The sequence below is a fragment of the Fictibacillus sp. EA-CB0309 genome (assembly GCF_055814265.1).
On sequence record NZ_CP169271.1, the window covers coordinates 1,800,665 to 1,822,432 of the forward strand.

The window sequence follows — 21,768 nt, forward strand, 5'->3', positions numbered from 1 at the left end:
CATGAACTTGGATTTTGCCCAGCTCGTGCCTTCTATTCCGTACATTCTATACGGAATATGGGTTACGTTGCAGTTCGTGGCAGTATCATTAGTATTTGGATTTTTGTGGGGAACAGTACTTTCCCTTTTTAAAATAGGGAAAATCACGATCTTAAGATGGTTTGCAGATGCATACACCTCAGTGTTCAGAGGTACGCCTTTAATTCTACAGATGCTGATCATTTATTATGCGATTCCGCAGCTGACAGGCGTGGATATTGGCGCATTTGCCGCAGGGGTTCTTACATTTGGACTTAATTCTGCTGCTTATGTTTCAGAAATTATACGTGCAGGCATTAATGCTGTTGATAAAGGTCAAAAAGAAGCAGCGATGGCGTTGGGGTCCCTTACCGCACGATGATGTTAAAGATCATACTGCCTCAAGCTTTTAAGAATATTTTGCCGGCACTTATGAACGAGTTCATCACATTGACGAAAGAATCGGCTATTGTTTCTGTTATCGGAGCGCTTGATATTATGAGACGAGCGCAGATTGTCGGTGCAAGCAATTATCGCTTTTTTGAACCACTATTATTAGCTGGTTTAATCTATTATCTGCTAGTTATGCTATTGACGCTCGCAGGACGTGTAATGGAGAGGAGGCTCGCAAAAAGTGATTGATGTTCAAGGTTTAAGAAAAAGTTTTGGAAGTAATGAAGTTTTAAAAGGGATTTCAACAACGATAAATAAAGGGAAGTTATAGCCGTAATCGGGCCGTCCGGTTCAGGAAATCCACGTTTCTCCGTTGTATAAATCTGCTTGAAACTCATAGTGAAGGCTCTATTAAGTTACAAGGTAAAGACATAAAATCTATGGAGCTCCATCTTCGTAAAAAGGTAGGAATGGTGTTTCAGCACTTCAACCTTTTTCCGCATCTAACCGTGCTAGAGAATGTCACATTTGCTCCTCAACAAGTCTTGAAGGTTTCAAAAAGTGAAGCTGAAAAAGCTGCTTTAGATTTGCTTAGCACAGTAGGTCTTAGTGACAAAGCAAACAGCTATCCATCTAACCTCTCTGGCGGGCAAAAGCAGCGTGTTGCTATCGCAAGAGCGCTTGCTATGAAGCCAGAAGTAATGCTATTTGACGAACCAACTTCAGCGCTAGATCCAGAGATGGTAAAAGAAGTACTTCAAGTTATGAAGAATTTAGTGAAGCTTGGAATGACGATGGTCATCGTTACGCATGAGATGGGGTTTGCAAAAGAAGTAGCAGATCGAGTGCTGTTCATGGACGATGGAAAGCTGGTGGAGGACGAAGAACCAGTCGTGTTCTTTGATAGTCCTAAAACGGAGAGAGCTAAAGCTTTTTTAGAAAAAGTACTATAAGGATTGACAAGGACTTCTTTGATGGAGTCCTTTTTTATTTGAAAAAGCAATCCCATGTAAAGTATGGCATAATGGGATAAAATGTTGAAAGAAATCGAAAGAAGGCTTACTATTCTATGAAATTTACGATTGGTTACCGAACGTTAAAAACCGCTATAGGCGCTGGACTTGCGATTGCGATCGCAGAGTGGCTAAAGCTCGACTTTTTACGTCTGCCGGTATCTTAACCATCCTCTGTATTAAGATTACGAAGAAACGATCGGTCATCAGTTCTTGGGAACGATTTGCGGCGTGTTTGCTTGGTATAGTCTTTGCAGCCCTCATCTTTTCGCTAGTGGGCTATCATTTTTACGCTTTAACCATTTTGTTAATCTTGTTCATTCCAACACTCGTATCACTTAATCTAAAAGAAGGAATTATTACGTCTTCTGTTATCATTCTTCATTTATATACCCTTCAAAAGATCTCATGGGATATTGTACTTAACGAATTTAGTATTATTGTGATTGGAATAGGAATGGGACTTATCATGAACCTGTATATGCCATCAATGGAAAAGACGCTATTAAATATGCAAAAAGAACTTGAGAAAAGATATAAAGTTATTTTTCATGAATTTCATCTCTATCTTGCTCATGATAGACACGAGTGGGATGGGAAAGAGATCACGGAATGTGCTGAAATTATCTCAAACGCAAAAAGTCTCGCTTTTCGTGACGTTGAAAATCATTTTCTTCGTTATGAAAATCAATATTATCATTACTTTAAAATGAGAGAAAAACAGTTTGAAATCATACAGCGGATGCTTCCAATTATATCTTCAATTAATAAAACCTATGTTCAATGCGAAAGATTAGGGAGTTCTTTGAACGGTTGGGGGCAGCTGTTCATCCTGGGAATACTGCAGTACTGTTTCTAGATGAACTAGAAAAAATGAGGCAAGATTTCAGGGAGATGCATCTTCCAAAAGACCGGGAAGAATTTGAGACTCGCTCTAAGCTGTACCAGCTGCTTCAGGATATAGAAGATTATTTAGTGATTAAAAGTAAGTTTAAAAAATAAGCTGTTTTCGTATTCATTTGTTGCTTTTGAAGGTAGTTGATTTCCGTTTCAGGTGCTTCGCTTTCCGCGGGGCAGGCGGTGAGCCACATTCGTAAGTTTCACGTATAAGTGTCTCACCTGCCCGCCTGTCCCGCAGGAGTCTCGCACCTTCCACTGCAATCAACTGTCATAGAAGAAAATAAAAATAAACATTTGAAAGCAACAATTTTTTAGAAAAGAGCCAAAAAATAAAACGAATGTAGCTCATGAGTCACCCTTTATTTACAAATACTAAGCAAAAAATGACAGGGTGATGAAGAATGGTAAAACTAAGTATTGCATTTATCTTGTTATTTTCACCAATATGGCCATTAGGGAACGCTAAAGCACTTGGTGACCCTTACGTGATTGTTAATAAAACGTCAAACCGGCTCGCTTTAGTTGAAGAAGGAAAAGTAATAGAGGTTTATAAAGTGGCAACAGGGAAGTCGAAAGAGCTAACACCAGAAGGAGAATTTACAATTACCGTAAAAGCAGTAGATCCCTACTACCGCAAAAAAGACATACCCGGAGGCGACAAGACCAATCCGCTCGGATCGAGATGGATTGGCTTTGATGCCCAAAATACAGATGGACGGACTTTCGGCATTCATGGGAATAACAATCCATCAGCCATTGGAAGGTTTGTAACAGCTGGCTGCATAAGGATGTATGAAAAAGACGTGCAAGAACTTTATAGCAAATTAAAGATAGGAACAAAAATTAAAGTGATTCACTCCCAAAAAAGCTTTGAGGCCCTAATTAAATAAGCAACGTAAAACCCCCAGCCTTCTTTCTGACTGGGGGTTTTTATGCTTTAGTAAGATGTTTTTATAAAAAGAAAGCGACCCCTGTTAAAAGACTGCTTACCACTAGTGAGATAATCATAATATATACCACGGTTTTCATCATTTTTTGAGACACATTCATTACCTCCCATAACTTTTCCATCTTAATTGTAACGTGTTTAAGTCACAGAAACAAGAATTGTACAAACGTCTTTCTGCATTTTTCGTCGAAAATTTGCGCATTCAAGCAGGAAAAAGCGCTTACAAAACGAAAGATGTTATGTTGAGAATATTTTTCTTTGTTAACAGGAGGCCTCTAATGGATAAACAACAGCGATTAAAAGACTGGCAAGAAAAAACAGAGCAATCAATGAATAGATTTCCAGAGCGAAAAGAAAGATTTCATACCTCGTCTGATATAGAGATTGAAAGACTATATGGTGCAGAAGAAGATCATTATCCGATGGATTCACTGGGACTGCCGGGTGAGTATCCATTTACACGAGGATCTCAATCAACCATGTATCGATCCAAATTCTGGACGATGAGACAATACGCAGGATTTGGTTCTGCTGAAGAGACGAATAAGCGTTTTCGCTATTTGCTAGATCAAGGCCAAACGGGTCTATCTGTTGCATTCGATCTTCCCACTCAGATCGGATATGACTCTGATCATGGGATGGCTCGCGGTGAAGTAGGTAAAGTCGGAGTGGCTATAGATTCGATTGAAGACATGGAGGCACTTTTAAAAGATATTCCACTTGATAAAGTGAGTACATCTATGACGATTAACGCACCTGCTTCCGTCCTGCTTGCTATGTATATTGCTGTTGCTGAAAAGCAAGGAGTGGGACCTGATAAACTTTCAGGCACGATACAAAATGATATTTTAAAAGAGTACATCGCACGTGGTACATACATTTTTCCTCCAAAGCCATCCATGCGTTTAATAACGGATATCTTTGGCTATTGTCAGGAGCATGTGCCGAAATGGAACACGATCAGCATCTCTGGCTACCATATTCGAGAAGCGGGTTCTAACGCAGCACAGGAGCTTGCTTTCACGATCGCTAACGGACTGGCATATGTGGATGCAGCGATAGATGCCGGATTAAACATTGATGACTTCGCACCGCGCTTAGCGTTTTTCTTTAATGCTCATAATCAATTCTTTGAAGAGGTAGCGAAATTTAGAGCGGCAAGAAGAATGTGGGCAAAACTTATGAAAGAACAGTACGGCGCAAAAAATCCGAAATCATGGCAGCTTCGTTTTCATACGCAGACTGGAGGATCAACTCTAACTGCACAGCAGCCAGATAATAATATTGTACGGGTTACGACTCAGGCTCTATCTGCGGTCCTAGGAGGAACGCAAAGTCTTCACACCAACTCAAGAGATGAAGCACTAGCACTTCCAACAGAAGATTCTGCTAGAATTGCACTTCGTACGCAGCAGATTCTCGCCCACGAAACGGGTGTGGCTGATACGGTAGATCCTCTTGCTGGGTCTTATTATGTAGAACATTTAACTGATGAATTGGAACTGAAAGCAAACGAATATATTGAAAAGATTAAACAGATGGGTGGAGCTGTTTCTGCGGTTGAACAAGGCTATATGCAGCGTGAAATTCACCACACGTCTTATGAAACACAAAAAAAGATCGAAAATGGCCAGGAAATCATTGTGGGAATGAATAAGTTTACGATTGAGAACGAACCACAGCCAGAACTATTAAGAGTAGATCCAACGCTAGGTGAAAAACAGAAAGAAAAGTTGCAAGCCTTAAAAGCTAAAAGAGACCAAAACCGAGTGAGCGCTCAGTTGGAAACATTGCGTTCTGCCGCAAAAGGAAAAGACAACTTAATGCCGATCATTGTTGAGTGTGTGAAATCATACTGTACGATCGGTGAGATATGCGGTGTCCTTCGAGAAGAATTTGGAGAGTATACAGGCGTCTAAGACGAAAGAGGAGTGGAGAGAGATGACGAAAACAATACGTGTTTTAATAGCCAAACCAGGACTGGATGGTCATGACCGAGGGGCTCTAGTCGTTTCACAAGCCCTAAGAGATTATGGTATGGAAGTAATTTATACAGGTTTAAGACAAACACCTGAACAGATTGCAGCAGCTGCTCTTCAAGAAGACGTGGATGCGATCGGTTTGTCTTGCCTTTCAGGAGCTCATAATGAGCTATTTCCAGAAGTGATGCGTCTTCTTCATGAAAAAGGGGCAGACGATATCATCGTAGTCGGAGGTGGAGTGATACCTTGGGAAGACATCCCGTTCCTAGAATCAAAAGGCATTCAAAAAGTTTTTACACCGGGTACCCCAACGATCGAGACAGCTAAATTTATCGAGCAAGCCGTTTTTGAGCGCGATGGTATATCTAAAAAAGCAGCAGCGGTTGCACCAGAGCGTGTTGACCATATCGGGATTGCTGTTTCATCACTAGACGAAGCTCTTCCTTTTTATGTGAATGTTCTCGGCCTAACTCTTGAAGCTATAGAAGAAGTACCTTCTCAAAAAGTAAAAGTGGCTTTTATTAAGATTGGAGAAACAAGGCTAGAGTTACTAGAAGCTTTGTCTCCTGATAGTCCAGTTGCTCAATTTATTGAAAAGCGTGGACAGGGGGTACATCACGTTGCGTTAGGCGTGACAAACATTCAAGAACGTATTAATGAAATGAAAGCAAATGGAGTCAAGATGATTCATGATGCTGCCGTTCCTGAAGCTGGCGGTGCCTCAGTAGCTTTTATGCACCCTTCTTCCACCCATAAAGTGTTGTTTGAGCTTTGTGAAAAGAAGAAAAGTAAGGAGGAAGCATAATAAATGGACATCTATGACAAAATTAATGAGCTTTATGAAAAGAAGACAGAGATCGAGCTAGGCGGTGGAGATGACCGAATTGATAAACAGCATGAGAGAGGGAAACTGACCGCAAGAGAGCGAATCGATCTTTTATTAGATGAAGGAACATTTGTAGAACTTAATCCTTTTATGGAGCACCGCTCTCATGACTTTGGTCTTTCCGGAATGAAGGCACCTGGAGAAGGTGTTGTTACGGGATTTGGCAAGATACATGGTCGACCTGTGTACTTGTTTGCGCAAGATTTTACGGTATTCGGCGGTGCACTAGGCGAGATGCATGCTAAAAAGATTGCTGCTGTTATGGACCTTGCCGCTAAAAACGGTACACCTTTTATTGGTCTGAACGATTCAGGAGGAGCGCGTATTCAGGAAGGTGTTATGTCGTTGGATGGCTATGGACACATCTTTTACAGAAACAGCATCTATTCCGGTGTGATTCCTCAAATATCCGTTATAATGGGGCCGTGTGCAGGTGGAGCGGTCTATTCACCAGCGATTACTGATTTTGTTTTCATGGTGGAAAAGACGAGCCAAATGTTTATAACGGGACCAAAAGTGATCGAAACCGTCACGGGTGAGAAAATTTCATCGGAAGATCTCGGTGGCGCAGAAGTTCATGCATCGCGAAGTGGAAATGCACATTTCACAGCGCCTACTGAATCTGAAGTTTTAGAAGAAGTTAGAAGGTTAATCTCATACCTTCCGCAGAATAATAAAGAGAAGACACCCGTTTTGCCATGGGGAGATGAAGAAGACGACCGTCCTGAACTTACTGAAATCATTCCATTTGATTCAACAAGACCTTATGATGTCAGAACGGTCATAAATGAAGTTGTAGATAAAGATTCTTTTATGGAAGTGCATGCACAATTTGCAAGAAATATAGTTGTAGGTTTTGCAAGAATAAAGGGTGAAGTGATAGGATTAGTATGTAATCAGCCAAAAGTCATGGCTGGAGGACTCGATATTGATTCTTCGGATAAAGCATCCCGTTTTATCCGTCTATGTGATTCATTTAATATCCCGATCATTACATTTGAAGATGTGACTGGATTCTTCCCTGGGGTCAAACAAGAACACGGTGGAATTATCCGTCATGGAGCAAAAATTCTTTATGCCTATTCGGAAGCGACTGTTCCCAAAATAACAATTATTCTTCGAAAAGCCTATGGCGGTGCTTATGTAGCGCTCAACAGTAAATCGATTGGTGCAGATTTAGTGTTTGCATGGCCGAACGCAGAAATTGCTGTGATGGGGCCTCAAGGGGCTGCTAATATTATCTTTGCAAAAGAGATTGAACGAAGCGAAGATCCTGAAGCGACAAGAGCTGCTAAAATAGAGGAGTACCGCACGAAGTTTGCTAATCCGTACATCGCTGCTGCAAATGGCATGGTCGATGATGTGATAGATCCACGAGAAACAAGAATCAAGTGTATTCAAGCGCTTGACATGCTGCGCAACAAGAGTGAAGACAGACCTTATAAAAAGCATGGAAATATACCACTATAAGAAGCGAGGGAATACATAATGGTAAATGCAGACCGCTTGTTGAACGAATTTTTAGAGCTCGTTCAGATCGATTCTGAAACAAGACACGAAAAGGAAATCTCAATCGTACTCAAAAAGAAGTTTGAAGAACTTGGTCTAGAAGTGTATGAAGACGATGCGGAGTCAAAAACAGACCACGCCGCAGGAAACTTAATCTGCACATTAAAAGGAAACAAAGAGGGAGTAGACACGATCTATTTCACTTCTCATATGGATACAGTCACTCCTGGTAACGGGGTTAAACCATCCATTAAAGATGGTTATGTAGTAACAGATGGTACAACGATTCTTGGAGCAGATGACAAAGCAGGACTAGCAGCTATGTTTGAGGCGATTAAAGTCCTAAAAGAACAAAACATTTCTCATGGTGATATCCAGTTTATTATTACAGTCGGAGAAGAATCTGGATTAGTAGGCGCAAAAGCAATGGATGCGTCTAAAATCACAGCAAAATACGGCTTCGCGTTAGACAGTGACGGTCCGGTTGGAGATATTATCGTAGCTGCTCCTACACAAGCAAAAGTACGAGCAAAGATCTATGGTAAATCTGCACACGCAGGTGTAGCTCCTGAAAAAGGTGTTTCAGCCATTACAATCGCAGCTAAAGCAATCGCTCGTATGCCACTTGGCAGAATTGATGAAGAAACAACTGCAAACATCGGACATTTCCATGGTGGAGGAACGGGAGAGCAGACCAATATCGTGTGTGACACAGTTTTTGTATTGGCTGAAGCTCGCTCATTAATCAATGAAAAAATGGAAGTGCAAACAGCTAAGATGAAAGAAGCATACGAATCAGCAGCTGCTGAAATGGGCGGCCGTGCTGAGGTTGAAATCGAAGTGATGTACCCTGGATTTAAGTTTGGTGAGGGCGATCACGTAGTTGAAGTTGCAAAAAAAGCTGCAGAAAAGATCGGACGCCCACACAGACTGCTTCATAGCGGTGGCGGAAGTGATGCGAATATTATAGCAGGTCATGGCATTCCAACCGTTAACTTAGCAGTTGGTTATGAAGAAATTCATACAACAAATGAAAGAATGCCAATTGAAGAGCTGACGAAAACGGCAGAAATGGTATTAGCAGTAATTAATATAGCTGCTGGTGAATAAGATAAATGACGAAACTTGGCGAATTTCCGCCAAGTTTTTTCACTTATATAGGTCATGTTGCCTGTTTTTGTTCGTCCTTAAAATAAATTGTCGTTTAAAAGTTGACAGTCACTTTATGGTTTATGTAAGATATTTTTATCATGTAAAAGAAAATATTGGTAATTTAAGAAATCTTATTTCGGGGGAGGAAATGGGATGAGTCAATTATCGGATATGCATATGATGGTAAATTATATGCGTGGTGTGTATAAAGTTCTAGAAGAAGATTGGCAGAAATCAGCAAAAGCGATTGGATTAACACAGGCAGAACAGCATATTTTATGGATTGTATCTCTCGAAGAAGATATTACGATCTCTAAGATCGCATATTATGGATTGTGGGATGTATCAACTGTTATGCAGGTTATAAAGCGGTTAAAAGACAAAGGTCTTGTTAGATTAGAGAAAAAGAACGATGACCGGCGTATATCCTATGTGTATTTAACAGAAGAAGGATTGGAAAAGCATAAAGAATCAACAAGTTTCAACTGCCAAATATACGGATTCCTTCAAAAATGGCTGGAAGACGGAAGCAAGCGAGAGTTTTATCGCGAGCTTATTCAATTACATAAAGATTTAAATAAACATTTTCATGGCGAAGAATTTGTGGATTGGGTAGAAGATACTGGCAAGCGGCTTCATGAGACAAGGTAGAAAGATACCTTGTCTTTTTTTTCTTTTGTTCTTTTCTAAAAGATTGTTGCTTTCAATTCTTCTATGACAGTTGAATGGAGTGTAAGGTGGGAGACTCCTCGAAAATGAAAAAGCACATTTTCTTCGTGCGATGCGTCGTTGCCGGAGCCTTCCTTGTCCTGCGGGACAGGCGGGCAGGTGAGACACTTAAAAGTGAAACGTACGAATGTGGCTCACCGCCTGCCCCGCGGAAAGCGAGCACCTGAAACGGAAATCAACCACTTCCAAGAACAACAAAGTTTGCGCAAACAGCCTTTTCTTTTGTTTTTAAAGCTTGTTCGCTAACATATACTAATAAATATAGTTTTTTTAAAAAGGAGTGTTCATGTGTATCAGTCTCCTGTGTCTAAAAGAAGAATCATCTTTCATGTTGACATGAACAGCTTCTATGCTTCTGTAGAAATGGCCGAGAACCCTGATCTTCGTGGAAAGCCCGTTGCTGTAGCAGGAAATGTGGAAGAGCGTAAAGGCATCATAGTGACTTGCAGCTATGAAGCAAGGGAAAAAGGAGTAAGAACCACGATGCCACTTTGGCAAGCGAGAAAGCTTTGTCCAAATCTTGTCGTAGTTCCGCCAGACTTTGAAACTTATAAAATATATTCATCACGCATGTTTCAGCTTTTACAAGAATATACAGAATGGGTGGAGCCTGTTTCCATAGATGAAGGGTATATGGATGTGACAGATTGCGTGCGTCCCCTTGAAATGGCAAAAGAAATTCAGACAAGACTGCTGAACGAGCTGAACTTACCGTGTTCCATAGGTATTGGACCAAATAAATTTTTAGCAAAGACAGCCTCAGATATGAAAAAACCACTCGGTATCACCGTTCTTCGAAAGAGAGATCTTGCTGAAAAGTTATGGCCGCTGCAAGTAGGTGAGATGCACGGAATCGGAAAGAAAACAGAAGAAAAGTTGAATAAATACGGTATCATTACGGTTAAAGATTTAGCAGAGGCTATTGATTATGAACTAAAGCACCGATTTGGAATCAACGGTATTAAAATGAAAGAAAGAGCTAATGGCATCGACCCCCGTCCTGTAGACCCTAGTTCTGCAAGTGATTATCGATCCATCGGGAGTTCTACAACATTAAGTGAAGATCTAATCTCTGTAACAGAAGCAGAGGCCGTTTTTAAAAGATTAGCGGATAAAGTAACAACCCGGTTAAAAACGAAGGGCTATGTAGCTTTAACACTTGCCATCACCATTCGATACAGCGACAGAACTACAATCACCAGAAGTAAGATGCTCCCGAATGCTACCCAGCATTCAGTTGATATACAAAAAACAGCTCTAGATCTCTTTCGTCGTCACTGGAATCATGATCCAGTCCGTCTTCTTGGAATCACTGCTACAGAAGTGGTCGAAAAGGAACATGCGACCTATCAGCTTGATCTATTCTCTGTAGAGAAGAACGAAAAAGATGCTTTGCTTCATGATGTATTATCATCCATCGAAAGGAAACATGGTGAAGGGATCATTAGAAGGGGAAATAAGTAGCAGGAGCTGAGGATATCATGATCTCAAAAAATAGTGTGATCAGAACAGTTGTATTAATTGCTGTTTGTCTTGGGCTATTCATTATGTTTGCATATGTTTATAAGCAGTCCAGAATAGAATTGTTTGATGTCTGGGCGATGAAGAACGTTTCTGACATTCACCAGCCTGTTTTAATTGATATGTTTATATTTTTCACAAACATAGCCTCAAGGCCTTATCAATATGCGATTTTTATCTTCTTTACTGTAATCTGGCTCCTCGGAGAAAGAAAATGGATAGAGCCATTTGTTTTAGCTGTTTGCCTTTTTGGTATTCGTTATGAAAATCAATGGTTTAAGGATTGGTTTGAGAGAGACAGACCTATGTATGATCGTGTTATTGAAATAACGGGGTATAGCTTCCCAAGCGGTCACGCTATGATCTCCATCGCTTTTTTGGATTACTTTCTTATCTGTTAGTTCAAAACTATGCTTTTTTGCGCTCTTATAGAAAATATATTTATATTCTTACCGCACTTTTTATTGGATTAGTGGGCTTTAGCAGGGTTTATCTAGGTGTCCATTATCCAACAGATGTCCTCGGTGGCTTTGCTGCTGGCGGAACATGGCTCCTTTTATGTGTTTTGCTTTATAAGTTGCTGATTGGACTTGTTAAGCGAAGGGAGCATTGATAGGGTGAGGAAGTTCTGTTCTATCGTTCTATCACCTAAATCACCTAATATAAAGCAAAAAACTGGCTCTATCAGAAGAGCCAGTTTTGTATCTGCGCGTTACCAACCGCGCTCATATTGTTTTGGACTTTGAAGGTCTATTCCAAGGTCTTGTGCTGCTGATCGTGGCCAATACGGATCTTTGAGGAATTCTCGTCCGATAAAAATGAGATCAGCACGGTTGTTTTGCAGAATTTCTTCTGCCTGACTGCCTGTCGTAATCAAACCTACAGCTGCTGAAGCGATTTCTGCTTCATTTTTAATTTTGTCCGCAAAAGGAACTTGATAGCCAGGGAATGTATTGATTTTCGCAGGGACAACAGCTCCTGAACTGCAGTCAACAAGATCAACACCATCTTCTTTCATCCACTTCGCATACGTTACAAAATCTTCTGGAGTATTTCCTTCAGGGTGATAATCATTCGCTGAAATCCGAACAAATAATGGGCCATCCCACTCTAGTCTCATTGCTCTGATGATCTCTTGTAAGAAGCGGTAGCGGTTTTCCTGGCTGCCTCCATAAGAATCACTTCTTTTATTAGATAGAGGTGAAAGGAATTCATTAATTAGGTAGCCATGTGCCCCGTGGATCTCGAGCACATCGAAGCCCGCTGTCTTCGCTCTTTTTGCAGCAGCTCTAAATTGATTCACCGTTTCCTCAATCTGTTGCAGAGTCATTTCTTCGGGTGTTTTCATTTTATCTGAAAACGCTATGGCAGATGGGGCGATGATTGGTCCGTCAATCATTGCCTTGCGTCCAGCATGAGCAATCTGAATAGCGGCTTTCGAAACATTGTCATGAATAGACTTAACGAGATGAGACAAGCCTTCCACATGGCTGTCATCCCAGATCCCTAAGTCTTCTGGGCTGATTCTTCCCTGAGGACTTACCGAAGCTGCCTCTGTCATGATCAATCCTGTTTGGCCGACTGCTCTTGATGTGTAATGAGTAATATGCCATGGGGTTACTATTCCATCTTGATCGTAACAAGAATACATACACATAGGTGACATAACGATACGGTTTTTTAGCGTAACGTTACGAATCGTTAGCGGTTGAAACAATAACGGTTGAATAATAAACAACTCCTTTTTCCATTAGGCGCACTTAATGTTCACTCGCCCTTTACGTTCATTGTAAATCGTACTACCACCATTTTTGAAGAAATCTGCTCTTCGTCTTTGGTGATGTACCGTTTAACAATTGTTTTGCAATGATGGGATAGTCGGTGATAATGGCTTGGGTGCCCCAATCAAAAAAATAGTTCATCCACTTTTGACTGTTAACTGTGTAAGGACGTACCGGTATATTATTCCGTTTAAAGCCTTCCATGATGTATGGATGAAGTGATTTGTAGTTTGGATGAGCACTTTGTGAACAGACCGCTTTTACATATTCCCATGGTTCATATAAGCCAGAAGAATAGAGGGGAGCCGTCTCGATATATGCGTTCATCTTTCTGATCTTGACTAAACTGTAATGATTAAACGATGAGATAACCGTGCGTTCTTCCATTCCATAATGATGCAATAGCTGCAACACCTTTTCTTCTAGACCGTTATATTCAATAATATTATTTTTTAATTCAATATTTAGCAGCATTGGAAGAGGAGCGATCCATTCTAAAAATAGTTGTAGGGAGGGACATGCTCACCACTAAATGATTTTGAAAACCAGCTTCCTGCATCTGCCTTTATTAGTTCTTCATATGTATAATCAATGACATGACCTTTTTTATTTGTGGTCCGATCCAATTTTTCGTCATGAATGATAACGGGAATACCGTCTTTGGAAAGCTGTACATCTAGTTCGATACCGTCTGCTTCATCTTCATATGCCTTTTTGAATGCAGCCATTGTGTTCTCTGGACAATCTTTACTAGAACCTCTATGAGCAAAAATATAAGTCATGATATACAGCACCCTTCTAGAGAAAATTTAAGATTATAGACAGTATAGGTGATAATGAAACGGATTGGAAATGAAAGAAACCCTTCCTATAATGAGGAAGGGTAAGTTATTTTCTGCGTTTGGAACGCTTCTTCTTTTCTTCTGCTTTATGTTCTTCGACACTAGCCCCTTTTTCTGTAAGCCAATGGATAAAAACAAGCTCTTTTTCTGTAAGAGATCGCTTTGTGAACTTTTCAAACTGAACGCGCAATTCAAGGTATCTTTGGGAAATTTCTACTTCTGCCACATAAATCCCTCCCTAAATCTAGCTCTCTATAGTAAATGATAAAGACCAGGGTAAGGGCTTGTCAATTTTTTCTAATCGTCAATTTTCGCAGAACTATCTAGAGAAATGGAGCAAAATAATAAAAAGGAGTTGATTACTTATGAAAATCTCCATCAAATTATGTTCCTTACTGCTGGCAAGTTTTCTCTTATTTATCTCTGTTCCAACTGCGGTTACAGCTGCATATCCCGGTATGCAAGAGCCCGCTTATGCAAAATGGGGCAGGCTTGCTGTTTTTGAAACAGGTAAGCGCTACCCCGATTACGATATTGTAGATTATTTATACGTTGGTCGAACTATAGCTCAAAATGGAGATAATGTTGAAAGGTTTAAGCTGTGGATCAGAAAAGGCGCTTCCGAAAAAGGTGTCGTCGTTACGATAACATTAACCCCAAATCGCGTATTTAAGAGTATTTCGTTTCAAGAGACAGCCCGATAGAGCATCATTTCATCTTTCCTAATTCTTCTGATCGTTTTACAGCTTTTTTGATACAAGCTAAAAAAGCATCTTGAACGTGATATTGATCAAGCTTGCCAATCCCTGCCTCAGTCGTGCCGCCAGGACTAGTGACTTTTCTTCTAAGCTCGATTGGGGATTCTTTTGTTTGTTTAAGCATAAGCGATGCACCTAGCAAGGTTTGAGAAATAAGTGTTTTCGCTTCTTCCTGAGAAAGGTTTAATTCTTCAGCCGCTTTTTGCATAGCTTCAGCAATATAATAAATGTAGGCAGGACCGCTTCCTGAAAGACCTGTCACGATATGAAGTTTTTCCTCAGGTACGAGCGTAACCGTCCCGATTGTTTCAAACAGTTCAAGAGATTTTTCAATATGTGCTTGTGTGGCGTATATACCAGCTGAAAGTGCGGTTGCTGAATATCCAATCGATGCTGATGTATTTGGCATGGCTCTGATTACAGGGTTCTCTTGATTTGTCCATTCTGTAAGGGTTTCTGAACTGATGCCGGCCATTACAGAAATGATCAGCTGATGCTTTTGAACAAACGGCTTGATGCTCTCGACCGCACTGTACGCATCTTTTGGCTTTACCGCAAGAATGATGATATCTGCATTCATTACTGCTTCTTCTATCGTTGAGGCGGGTATCACACCATACTTATCTTCAAGTTCTTTAACTCGTTTCGTGTTGTTGCGGTTTTTTATCGTAATTAAATCTGCTCGCCATTTTTTTGTTTTGATTAATCCTTCCATGATGGCCTCAGCCATTGCACCAGCACCAATAAAAGCCATTTTCTCTTTTCCCACGATCGATCCCTCCTCAATTTTTGAGTATAAAAAAACTCCCAGTCCTAAAGTTAAAGGACGGATGGGAGTGATCCGTGGTACCACCTTTGTTGGCATTATTGCTTGCCCGCTCAAAGTGTCTTTATCGCAGAACTGCGCCAGATTTCTCCAGACTGCTCCAGGGCAGGTTCGGCAATTCCTTTCCGGTGAAATCTTGCAGCCTATGGATTTCACTCTCTATTAACGGGGGAGGTTGCTTACTAATCCCTATCAACGCATTTATTTATTGGCCATAATTGGCATTTCTTTTATATTTTAAAAAACATTATGCTATGATTTCTATATGTATGTCAACTAGTTATTTTATTTGGAGGAAAAGATGACAAAAAAGCAACCATTATCCCGATCACTCTGCCTACACCTTTTGATGTAGGGCCTGTCAATTGTGTCCTCCTAAAAGGTGATGCAGTCACACTTATTGATTCCGGTGCAAAAACAGAAGAAAGCAGAGAAATTCTTATTTCTTCTCTGAAGGAACACGGACTCACTTTTAAAGATTTAGATCAATATATTTGTACACACTACCACCCGGATCATGCTGGACTGTCAAAAGAGATTCAAGAATTTGGTGTGCCGGCACTCATGCTCAAAGAATCCGTTCCTTATGTTAGCGTGGATCGTGAATTTACGGATTGGGCAGAATCGTTCTATACAAATCTTTATGATTCTTTTGGAGTGCCAGATTCATTAGGCAGAATCGAATTGTTAAAGCTGCGTAAATATCGAACGTTTTCAAGTCCATTCGTTCCTGATACTACTCCAGCACCAGGGGATGCTGTTTCTGGTCATGAAGGATTTGTCTTTTTAAAGACGCCTGGTCATGCGCCCGATCATCTGTCGCTTTATAGTGAAGGTGAGGGTATCTTGATCGGCGGGGACGTTCTTTTGCCGCATATTTCATCCAATGCTCTCTTAGAACCGCCTGCAAAACGTGGAACCGAGCGTCCCAAAACGCTCCTTCAATACCGTGAGACTCTTCAGCATCTTTCAACGTTACATTTAGAAATGGTTTATCCTGGTCATGGCGAACCTTTTGCGAACGCTCACGATTTAATCAGCAAAAGACTTCACGATCATAATGAGCGGGCAAACGCTCTTGAACATTTGTTAAGTGATGAGCCTTTAACCGTATTTGAGCTGTGTGCACGTCTTTTTCCTAAATTATATGAAAAGCAGCTAGCGTTGGTTGTCTCGGAAGTTGTAGGCCATCTTGACCTTCTTGAATCTGAAGGAAGAGTATCAAAAGATGAAGAGAAAGCAACTTTTTATTATCGCAGAACAGGAGTTGTAAGATGAGTACACTGAACGGAAAAGTAGTTTTGATCACAGGAGCATCTGGAGGACTAGGTGCCCACCTTGCTATGGATGTTGCAAAAAAGGGGCTATCCCCATCCTGACTGCTAGAAGAGAAGATCAGCTAAAAGTAGTGCAGGAAACGATCTTAAAAGAAACCAATGTAACTGCACCATACTACATCCTAGATGTTTCAAACCAAGAAAGTGTGGATGTGGTGTTCTCACAAATTTTAAAGGAACATTCACACATACATATTTTAGTGAACAACGCTGGTTTAGGCATCTTCGAAGAGTTTGCCCAGTCACCTTGGAAGAATATCGAGGGTATGTTTTCGACGAACGTTCTAGGTTTAATGGCGTGTACGAGAGCACTTCTGCCTCATATGCTCCAAAGAGGAAGCGGACATATTGTAAATATCGCTTCACAAGCTGGCAAGATCTCAACACCGAAATCAAGCGTGTATGCAGCCACTAAACATGCTGTACTAGGTTTCTCTAACGGGTTACGCCTTGAAGTTGCTCACAAGGGAATTGACGTGACAACCATCAATCCAGGACCAATCGCAACAAACTTCTTTACGCTTGCGGACCAGTCAGGAAACTATGTAAAGAATGTACAAAAACTGATGCTCCAGCCTTCCCATGTTTCAGAAAAAATCGTAAAAGCGATGGAACGTCCTGTACGTGAGATTAACCTGCCATGGTGGATGAATATAGGGAGCACGATGTATCAAGTGATGCCAAAATTGATTGAAACATTAGGCGGAAAATCGTTTCGTCAAAAATAAGTGACTATAATTATATTATGTTAACTAAAATATAAAGCAGGTTCTGTTCCTATAATTAACAGGATCTGCTTTTACTTCGTTGTAAAATATTCATAAACAACGTCTTGAATAATCGCATAAACAGCCTCTTCTTGATCCTCTTCGCTCATCTGCCCCAGGATTTTCTCCTCAAGCTCATTCCACTCATCCTCAGTTAATATGCAATCTTCTTCTTCCCATAAGTAATCTTTCAACGTCTTTACGATCATTTTTCTTAACAAAGAGCTGTCCATTTTTTCACCTGGCTTTCCTTATAAATCCTAGACTTTTGAGCCGAAAACGTCAATCTGCAAAATTTGCTGAAAAAATTACCATTGTTATAAGAACATACATTCGGTTAAAATGGGTATACATATAAGGAACAGATGTTCGTAAATGATAAAGGGGTTGTGACAAATGAACTATGATGAAATGCCGAAGCGTACCATTTTGTGCATGGACATGAAGAGTTTTTATGCAAGCTGCGCAGCTGTACGCTTAGGGTTAAATCCGCTGACGTGTCATTTGGCAGTAGTAGGGGATACAGAGCGGCAAGGCAGTGTCGTGCTTGCTGCTTCTCCGCGATTAAAAGCTGATTTTGGTATCCGGACAGGGAGCAGGCTGTTTGAAATTCCGAAAAATAAAAACATTATCATTGTAAACGCACAGATGGCTTTTTCCTTGAAAGATCGATGGAGATCACAAAACTGCTGCACCGTTATGTTCCGCCTGAGTCCATACACACATACAGCGTAGATGAAAGTTTTCTTCAAGCCGATGGAACAGAAAAATTATGGGGAAGCGCACAAGAACTCGCAGAAAGAATCCGCCGCGACATCTGGCGAGAGTTCGGATTACCGTGTGCAATCGGAATCGGTCCAAATATGCTTCTGTCAAAGCTTTGTCTAGACCTCGAGGCAAAGAAAAAAGGCGTAGCCGAATGGGGATACGAAGATGTAGAAACGAAGCTATGGCCTCTAGCTCCTTTAAGTCAGATGTGGGGTATCGGATCGCGGGTGGAACGTACGCTGAACAGAATGGGGATTGTAAAAGTAGGTGATCTGGCACACTATCCGCTGGAGCTTTTAGAGAAAAAGTTCGGGGTGATGGGAAATCAGCTCTACTATCATGCATGGGGAGTGGATCTGTCCGAGATCGGAGCTCCTATTCTTCAAGGACAGATCAGTTATGGAAAGAGCCAGATCTTACTGCGAGATTACACAGATTTAAACGAGATTAAACATGTCATTTTAGAGATGTGTGAAGAGGTGGCAAGACGTGCTAGACGGGCAAGAAAAGCAGGAAGGACCATCAGCTTTGGATTAGGATACAGCAAAGATGAAGGAGGAGGAGGCTTCCACCGTTCCAAATCAATCGATCAGCCAACTAATATTACGATGGAGCTCTATGAAGTTTGTCTGGATTTGCTTCGGACTTTTTATCAGGGAGAGACGGTACGTAAGATTTCAATCGCCCTTTCCAACGTCTCTGAAGATGCAGAAACACAGCTTACTTTATTTTCTTTAGATCATCCACAAAAAAGAAAAATTGGCTATGTGATGGACGATATTCGGCAAAAATACGGCTCCAACTCTCTTTTGCGAGCTGTTTCCTATACAAAAGGAGGAACAGCTTTATACAGAAGCCGGCTTTTAGGCGGGCATAAGGCATAAGGAGGAGGGCGAACAGTGATTCGTGACAGAGGCACCATTAAGTGGACGGCGATGATGCTGCCGGAACACGTGAAAATGTTAAGAGATCATCAGGACGGTCTAGATTACGGGCGAAAACCTGAACTAGATGAACAAAAGTACGAAGAATTTAATGAGACGATCTGTGTCGCCATGGAGGAAAATCAAACATTAAAGTTTACGTATTTTGAAAATGGGAGAAGTGCTGAGCTTAAGGGACAGGTTCATTACGTGGATGAATTCAAGAAGGAGTTAAGGGTGATGGATAAGGCGGACAAGATGCATATCCTAAGAGTGACGGAAATTATGGATATTGATTATGCATAAAAAAACTGGTCCCGAATACAGGACCAGTTTTTTTCTCTTTTTTTACAAGTCTCTTAACAGCCTTTTATTATTATCCGAAAATCTGAGTTAAGTAGATCATGATCAAGAGCCCGGCGATAAATGATAATGTAGCAGAGCGGGCGTGACCATCGCCATGGCTTTCTGGAATGAGCTCTTTGTATACGATAAAAAGCATAGCACCAGCTGCGAAAGAAAGGCCATAAGGTACAAGATTCTCTACATAGGAAGTGAGAATATAACCGAGCATAGCCGTAACGATTTCAACAGCTCCTGTTAACGTCGCAATAAAGAAAGCTTTTATTCTGTTCATTTTTTGATGAATTAAGAAAAGTGCTACAAGTAAGCCTTCTGGTGCATTTTGAAGACCAATCGCAAATGCAATTAATCCGCCAAGTCCTGTATTATCACTCGCATAACTAACACCGACAGAAAGTCCTTCAGGTAAATTGTGCAGTGTAATCGCAGCAATCACGAGAATAGCTTTTGAATCAATGCCCTTAAAAATTTTAGAGTGATCAAGATCCACATGCGGAATGAATCGCTCCAAAAGCAAAAGTGTTAAGGTACCAAGCGTGATGCCAATTGTTAGCACAGTTAAGTTTGATAATTCTAAAGCTTGGGAATCAAGCTGAAAGTCGATGCAGCGACCATGATGCCTGCTGTAAGGGCAAGCAAAATGTCACGGAATCGGTGTGTCACCTGTGACCAGAAGAGAACAGGCAAAGCACCAAATCCGGTTGCTAATGCAGATAAAACACTTCCTATTAAAGCAGCTTCCATTCTGTACCCACCTTAGTCAAATATCCATTTTTATAAAAATAGTCATATACCCCTTTTAGTATACCGCCAATTCATTTTTAATAGAAGTAAGCGCAATTTTAACTAGCGCATTTAACGGATTAATAAGAAGGTGACAACTTGAAAGTCATTATAATTGACCCCGGCCATGGAGGTAATGATCCAGGTGCCGTGAATAAAGATAATTTTGAAAAAGTATACAATCTGGCCATCGCAAAGAAAGTTCAATCCTATCTACAAAACAACTATGAAGTAAACGTAATTATGACACGAAGTAGTGATACGACAGTATCGCTAGAAGAAAGAACAGATTTAGCAAACAGCAAAAATGCAGATCTTTATGTGTCCATACACCAGAATAGCGGTGGTGGAGAAGGCTTCGAGAGTTATGTGCATCCAAGCGCAGGAGCAGAAACGAAAAGAATACAAAATGCAATTCATGTCCCGACTGCAGCGGTTATGAATAAATATGGTGCTCGTGATAGAGGGCAAAAACAGGCTAATTTTCATGTACTCCGAGAAACTAAAATGCCTGCGATTTTATTGGAAGTCCTATTTTTAGATAATGAGAAAAATTTAGCTGTATTAAAAAGAGAAGATTTTCAAAATGAAGTGTCTGCAGCCATTGCAACTGGAATCGCACAAGGGCTTTCACTTCCAAAGAAACAGTCAAATCCAACACAAATTTTTACCGTCATAGCGGGTGCGTTTGAACAAAAACAGAATGCGAATGACCGGATTTCATTCCTGTCGAAACAAAAGATTACAGCCTTTATCGACGAAATAAAAGCTGGTAATAAAACATATTACAGAGTACAAGCTGGTGCTTTTCAAGACAGAGGAAACGCTGAAAATTTTGTTAAGAAGATACGTTCCCTTGGCGTAGCCGATGCATATGTGATCGAGAAAAATGAAAATGAAACCGTGCCGGATCCAAAACCGCCTAAACCTGAGCCTCCGAAACCACAACCAGAACCGCCTAAAGGACTGACGATACTAGGACCGACGTTGTTGTCTGCAGCTGAAATGGAGAGATTTGTTCAAAGTGTTAATCCTAATGCACCATCATTAGCAGCTTTATATGTGCAGATTGGACAAGTGTATGGAATTAGAGGAGATGTTGCATATGCTCAAGCTGTTCATGAGACGGGGTATTTTCGATTTCAAGGCGATGTAAAAGCCTCTCAAAATAACTTTGCTGGAATCGGAGCGACAGGTAAGAACGAGTCTGCTGTGTTTAAAACACCGCAAGAAGGCGTTTTGGCCCATATACAGCACTTGTTTGCTTATAGTTCCACACAGCCGTTACCAAAGCAATATCCTCTTGTGGATCCTAGATTTCAATTCGTTCAAAGAGGAAGTGCCGTAACATGGACACAGTTAAATGGAAAATGGGCTGTTCCGGGAACAACATACAGTACTATGATACTTGAAATATACAAAAAAATGCTAAATGAAACGAAGACACCTCTTCAAATGAGAATCAATTCAATAAATACAAGACTGAATGAACTATAAAAAAGCCGGGGGATCCCGGCTTTTTTATTTCCGTTCAGGTTGCCGCAATTCGCTCAACTCATGAACTCTTT

19 protein-coding genes and 7 pseudogenes are annotated in these 21,768 nt (G+C 40.8%); 19 read left to right on the forward strand and 7 right to left on the reverse strand.

All coding sequences use genetic code 11. The features are described from left to right. Position 1: 1 nt before the first annotated feature. The 4 genes and pseudogenes from ACEWFH_RS10000 to ACEWFH_RS10015 all read left to right on the forward strand — a co-directional run bounded on the left by ACEWFH_RS10000 (position 2) and on the right by ACEWFH_RS10015 (position 3,214). Positions 2–660: pseudogene (locus ACEWFH_RS10000) on the forward strand (amino acid ABC transporter permease). After that, positions 653–1,364 (forward strand): annotated as a pseudogene (locus ACEWFH_RS10005) (amino acid ABC transporter ATP-binding protein). Before ACEWFH_RS10000 ends, ACEWFH_RS10005 begins: the two co-directional pseudogenes overlap by 8 nt. Positions 1,365–1,480: 116 nt before the next feature. Further along, positions 1,481–2,426 (forward strand): annotated as a pseudogene (locus ACEWFH_RS10010) (aromatic acid exporter family protein). 299 nt (positions 2,427–2,725) lie between these two features. After that, entirely contained in the window at positions 2,726–3,214 is a 489-nt protein-coding gene (locus ACEWFH_RS10015) for a L,D-transpeptidase (RefSeq protein WP_473727045.1), read from the forward strand. A 61-nt stretch (positions 3,215–3,275) separates the two neighbouring features. On the opposite strand, the gene prli42 is transcribed toward ACEWFH_RS10015, so the two are convergent. Further along, a complete protein-coding gene (gene prli42, locus ACEWFH_RS10020; RefSeq protein ID WP_473727046.1) occupies positions 3,276–3,395 on the reverse strand; it encodes a stressosome-associated protein Prli42 in 120 nt (39 codons plus the stop codon). Positions 3,396–3,551: 156 nt separating this feature from the next. Here prli42 and ACEWFH_RS10025 point away from each other — a divergent pair, with 156 nt between their 5' ends. The 9 genes from ACEWFH_RS10025 (at position 3,552) to ACEWFH_RS10065 (ending at position 11,665) form a co-directional block, all read left to right on the forward strand. Next, positions 3,552–5,192, forward strand: coding sequence for an acyl-CoA mutase large subunit family protein (locus ACEWFH_RS10025; protein ID WP_473727047.1), 1,641 nt, complete (start codon positions 3,552–3,554; stop codon positions 5,190–5,192). 22 nt (positions 5,193–5,214) lie between these two features. After that, complete coding sequence (gene mce, locus ACEWFH_RS10030) at positions 5,215–6,060, forward strand: methylmalonyl-CoA epimerase (RefSeq protein WP_473727048.1); 846 nt, start codon at positions 5,215–5,217, stop codon at positions 6,058–6,060. 3 nt (positions 6,061–6,063) lie between these two features. Beyond that, positions 6,064–7,611, forward strand: a complete 1,548-nt coding sequence (locus ACEWFH_RS10035) for an acyl-CoA carboxylase subunit beta (RefSeq protein WP_473727049.1) — start codon at positions 6,064–6,066, stop codon at positions 7,609–7,611. Positions 7,612–7,629: 18 nt separating this feature from the next. Then, positions 7,630–8,760, forward strand: a complete 1,131-nt coding sequence (locus ACEWFH_RS10040) for a M20/M25/M40 family metallo-hydrolase (RefSeq protein WP_473727050.1) — start codon at positions 7,630–7,632, stop codon at positions 8,758–8,760. Between the two features lie 195 nt (positions 8,761–8,955). Beyond that, positions 8,956–9,453 (forward strand): MarR family transcriptional regulator, encoded by a 498-nt coding sequence (locus ACEWFH_RS10045; protein ID WP_473727051.1) that lies wholly within the window; start codon positions 8,956–8,958, stop codon positions 9,451–9,453. Positions 9,454–9,606: 153 nt separating this feature from the next. Beyond that, complete coding sequence (locus ACEWFH_RS10050; RefSeq protein ID WP_473727052.1) at positions 9,607–9,777, forward strand: hypothetical protein; 171 nt, start codon at positions 9,607–9,609, stop codon at positions 9,775–9,777. Between the two features lie 42 nt (positions 9,778–9,819). Further along, complete coding sequence (locus ACEWFH_RS10055) at positions 9,820–10,995, forward strand: DNA polymerase IV (protein ID WP_473727053.1); 1,176 nt, start codon at positions 9,820–9,822, stop codon at positions 10,993–10,995. 17 nt (positions 10,996–11,012) lie between these two features. Further along, entirely contained in the window at positions 11,013–11,453 is a 441-nt protein-coding gene (locus tag ACEWFH_RS10060) for a phosphatase PAP2 family protein (protein WP_473727054.1), read from the forward strand. A gap of 17 nt (positions 11,454–11,470) precedes the next feature. Beyond that, complete coding sequence (locus tag ACEWFH_RS10065; RefSeq protein WP_473727055.1) at positions 11,471–11,665, forward strand: phosphatase PAP2 family protein; 195 nt, start codon at positions 11,471–11,473, stop codon at positions 11,663–11,665. Between the two features lie 99 nt (positions 11,666–11,764). Here ACEWFH_RS10065 and namA read toward each other — a convergent pair whose 3' ends face one another. The 3 genes and pseudogenes from namA to ACEWFH_RS10080 all read right to left on the reverse strand — a co-directional run bounded on the left by namA (position 11,765) and on the right by ACEWFH_RS10080 (position 13,901). Further along, complete coding sequence (gene namA, locus ACEWFH_RS10070) at positions 11,765–12,781, reverse strand: NADPH dehydrogenase NamA (protein WP_473727267.1); 1,017 nt, start codon at positions 12,779–12,781, stop codon at positions 11,765–11,767. 70 nt (positions 12,782–12,851) lie between these two features. Beyond that, a pseudogene (locus ACEWFH_RS10075) lies at positions 12,852–13,615 on the reverse strand (glycerophosphodiester phosphodiesterase). Between the two features lie 106 nt (positions 13,616–13,721). After that, entirely contained in the window at positions 13,722–13,901 is a 180-nt protein-coding gene (locus ACEWFH_RS10080; protein WP_066242118.1) for a hypothetical protein, read from the reverse strand. A gap of 139 nt (positions 13,902–14,040) precedes the next feature. On the opposite strand from ACEWFH_RS10080, the gene ACEWFH_RS10085 reads away from it, so the two are divergent. After that, entirely contained in the window at positions 14,041–14,379 is a 339-nt protein-coding gene (locus ACEWFH_RS10085; protein ID WP_473727056.1) for a DUF3889 domain-containing protein, read from the forward strand. 4 nt (positions 14,380–14,383) lie between these two features. Here ACEWFH_RS10085 and proC read toward each other — a convergent pair whose 3' ends face one another. Further along, positions 14,384–15,205, reverse strand: coding sequence for a pyrroline-5-carboxylate reductase (proC, locus tag ACEWFH_RS10090; protein WP_473727268.1), 822 nt, complete (start codon positions 15,203–15,205; stop codon positions 14,384–14,386). Positions 15,206–15,592: 387 nt separating this feature from the next. Here proC and ACEWFH_RS10095 point away from each other — a divergent pair, with 387 nt between their 5' ends. Together ACEWFH_RS10095 and ACEWFH_RS10100 are read left to right on the forward strand one after the other, a co-directional pair. Next, complete coding sequence (locus ACEWFH_RS10095) at positions 15,593–16,537, forward strand: MBL fold metallo-hydrolase (RefSeq protein ID WP_473727269.1); 945 nt, start codon at positions 15,593–15,595, stop codon at positions 16,535–16,537. Continuing rightward, positions 16,534–17,324, forward strand: a pseudogene (locus ACEWFH_RS10100) (SDR family NAD(P)-dependent oxidoreductase). The gene ACEWFH_RS10095 and the pseudogene ACEWFH_RS10100 overlap by 4 nt, the downstream one beginning before the upstream one ends. Positions 17,325–17,395: 71 nt before the next feature. On the opposite strand, the gene ACEWFH_RS10105 reads toward ACEWFH_RS10100, so the two are convergent. Next, the gene (locus tag ACEWFH_RS10105) at positions 17,396–17,596 is read right to left on the reverse strand and encodes a YqzH family protein (RefSeq protein ID WP_473727057.1); all 201 of its coding nucleotides are present in this window, start codon (positions 17,594–17,596) and stop codon (positions 17,396–17,398) included. A 163-nt stretch (positions 17,597–17,759) separates the two neighbouring features. On the opposite strand from ACEWFH_RS10105, the pseudogene ACEWFH_RS10110 reads away from it, so the two are divergent. Further along, a pseudogene (locus tag ACEWFH_RS10110) lies at positions 17,760–19,015 on the forward strand (Y-family DNA polymerase). A gap of 15 nt (positions 19,016–19,030) precedes the next feature. Continuing rightward, a complete protein-coding gene (locus ACEWFH_RS10115) occupies positions 19,031–19,360 on the forward strand; it encodes a YolD-like family protein (RefSeq protein WP_473727058.1) in 330 nt (109 codons plus the stop codon). Positions 19,361–19,430: 70 nt separating this feature from the next. On the opposite strand, the pseudogene ACEWFH_RS10120 reads toward ACEWFH_RS10115, so the two are convergent. After that, positions 19,431–20,161: pseudogene (locus ACEWFH_RS10120) on the reverse strand (ZIP family metal transporter). 138 nt (positions 20,162–20,299) lie between these two features. On the opposite strand from ACEWFH_RS10120, the gene ACEWFH_RS10125 reads away from it, so the two are divergent. Next, positions 20,300–21,697 (forward strand): N-acetylmuramoyl-L-alanine amidase, encoded by a 1,398-nt coding sequence (locus ACEWFH_RS10125; RefSeq protein ID WP_473727059.1) that lies wholly within the window; start codon positions 20,300–20,302, stop codon positions 21,695–21,697. Positions 21,698–21,768: the final 71 nt, after the last annotated feature.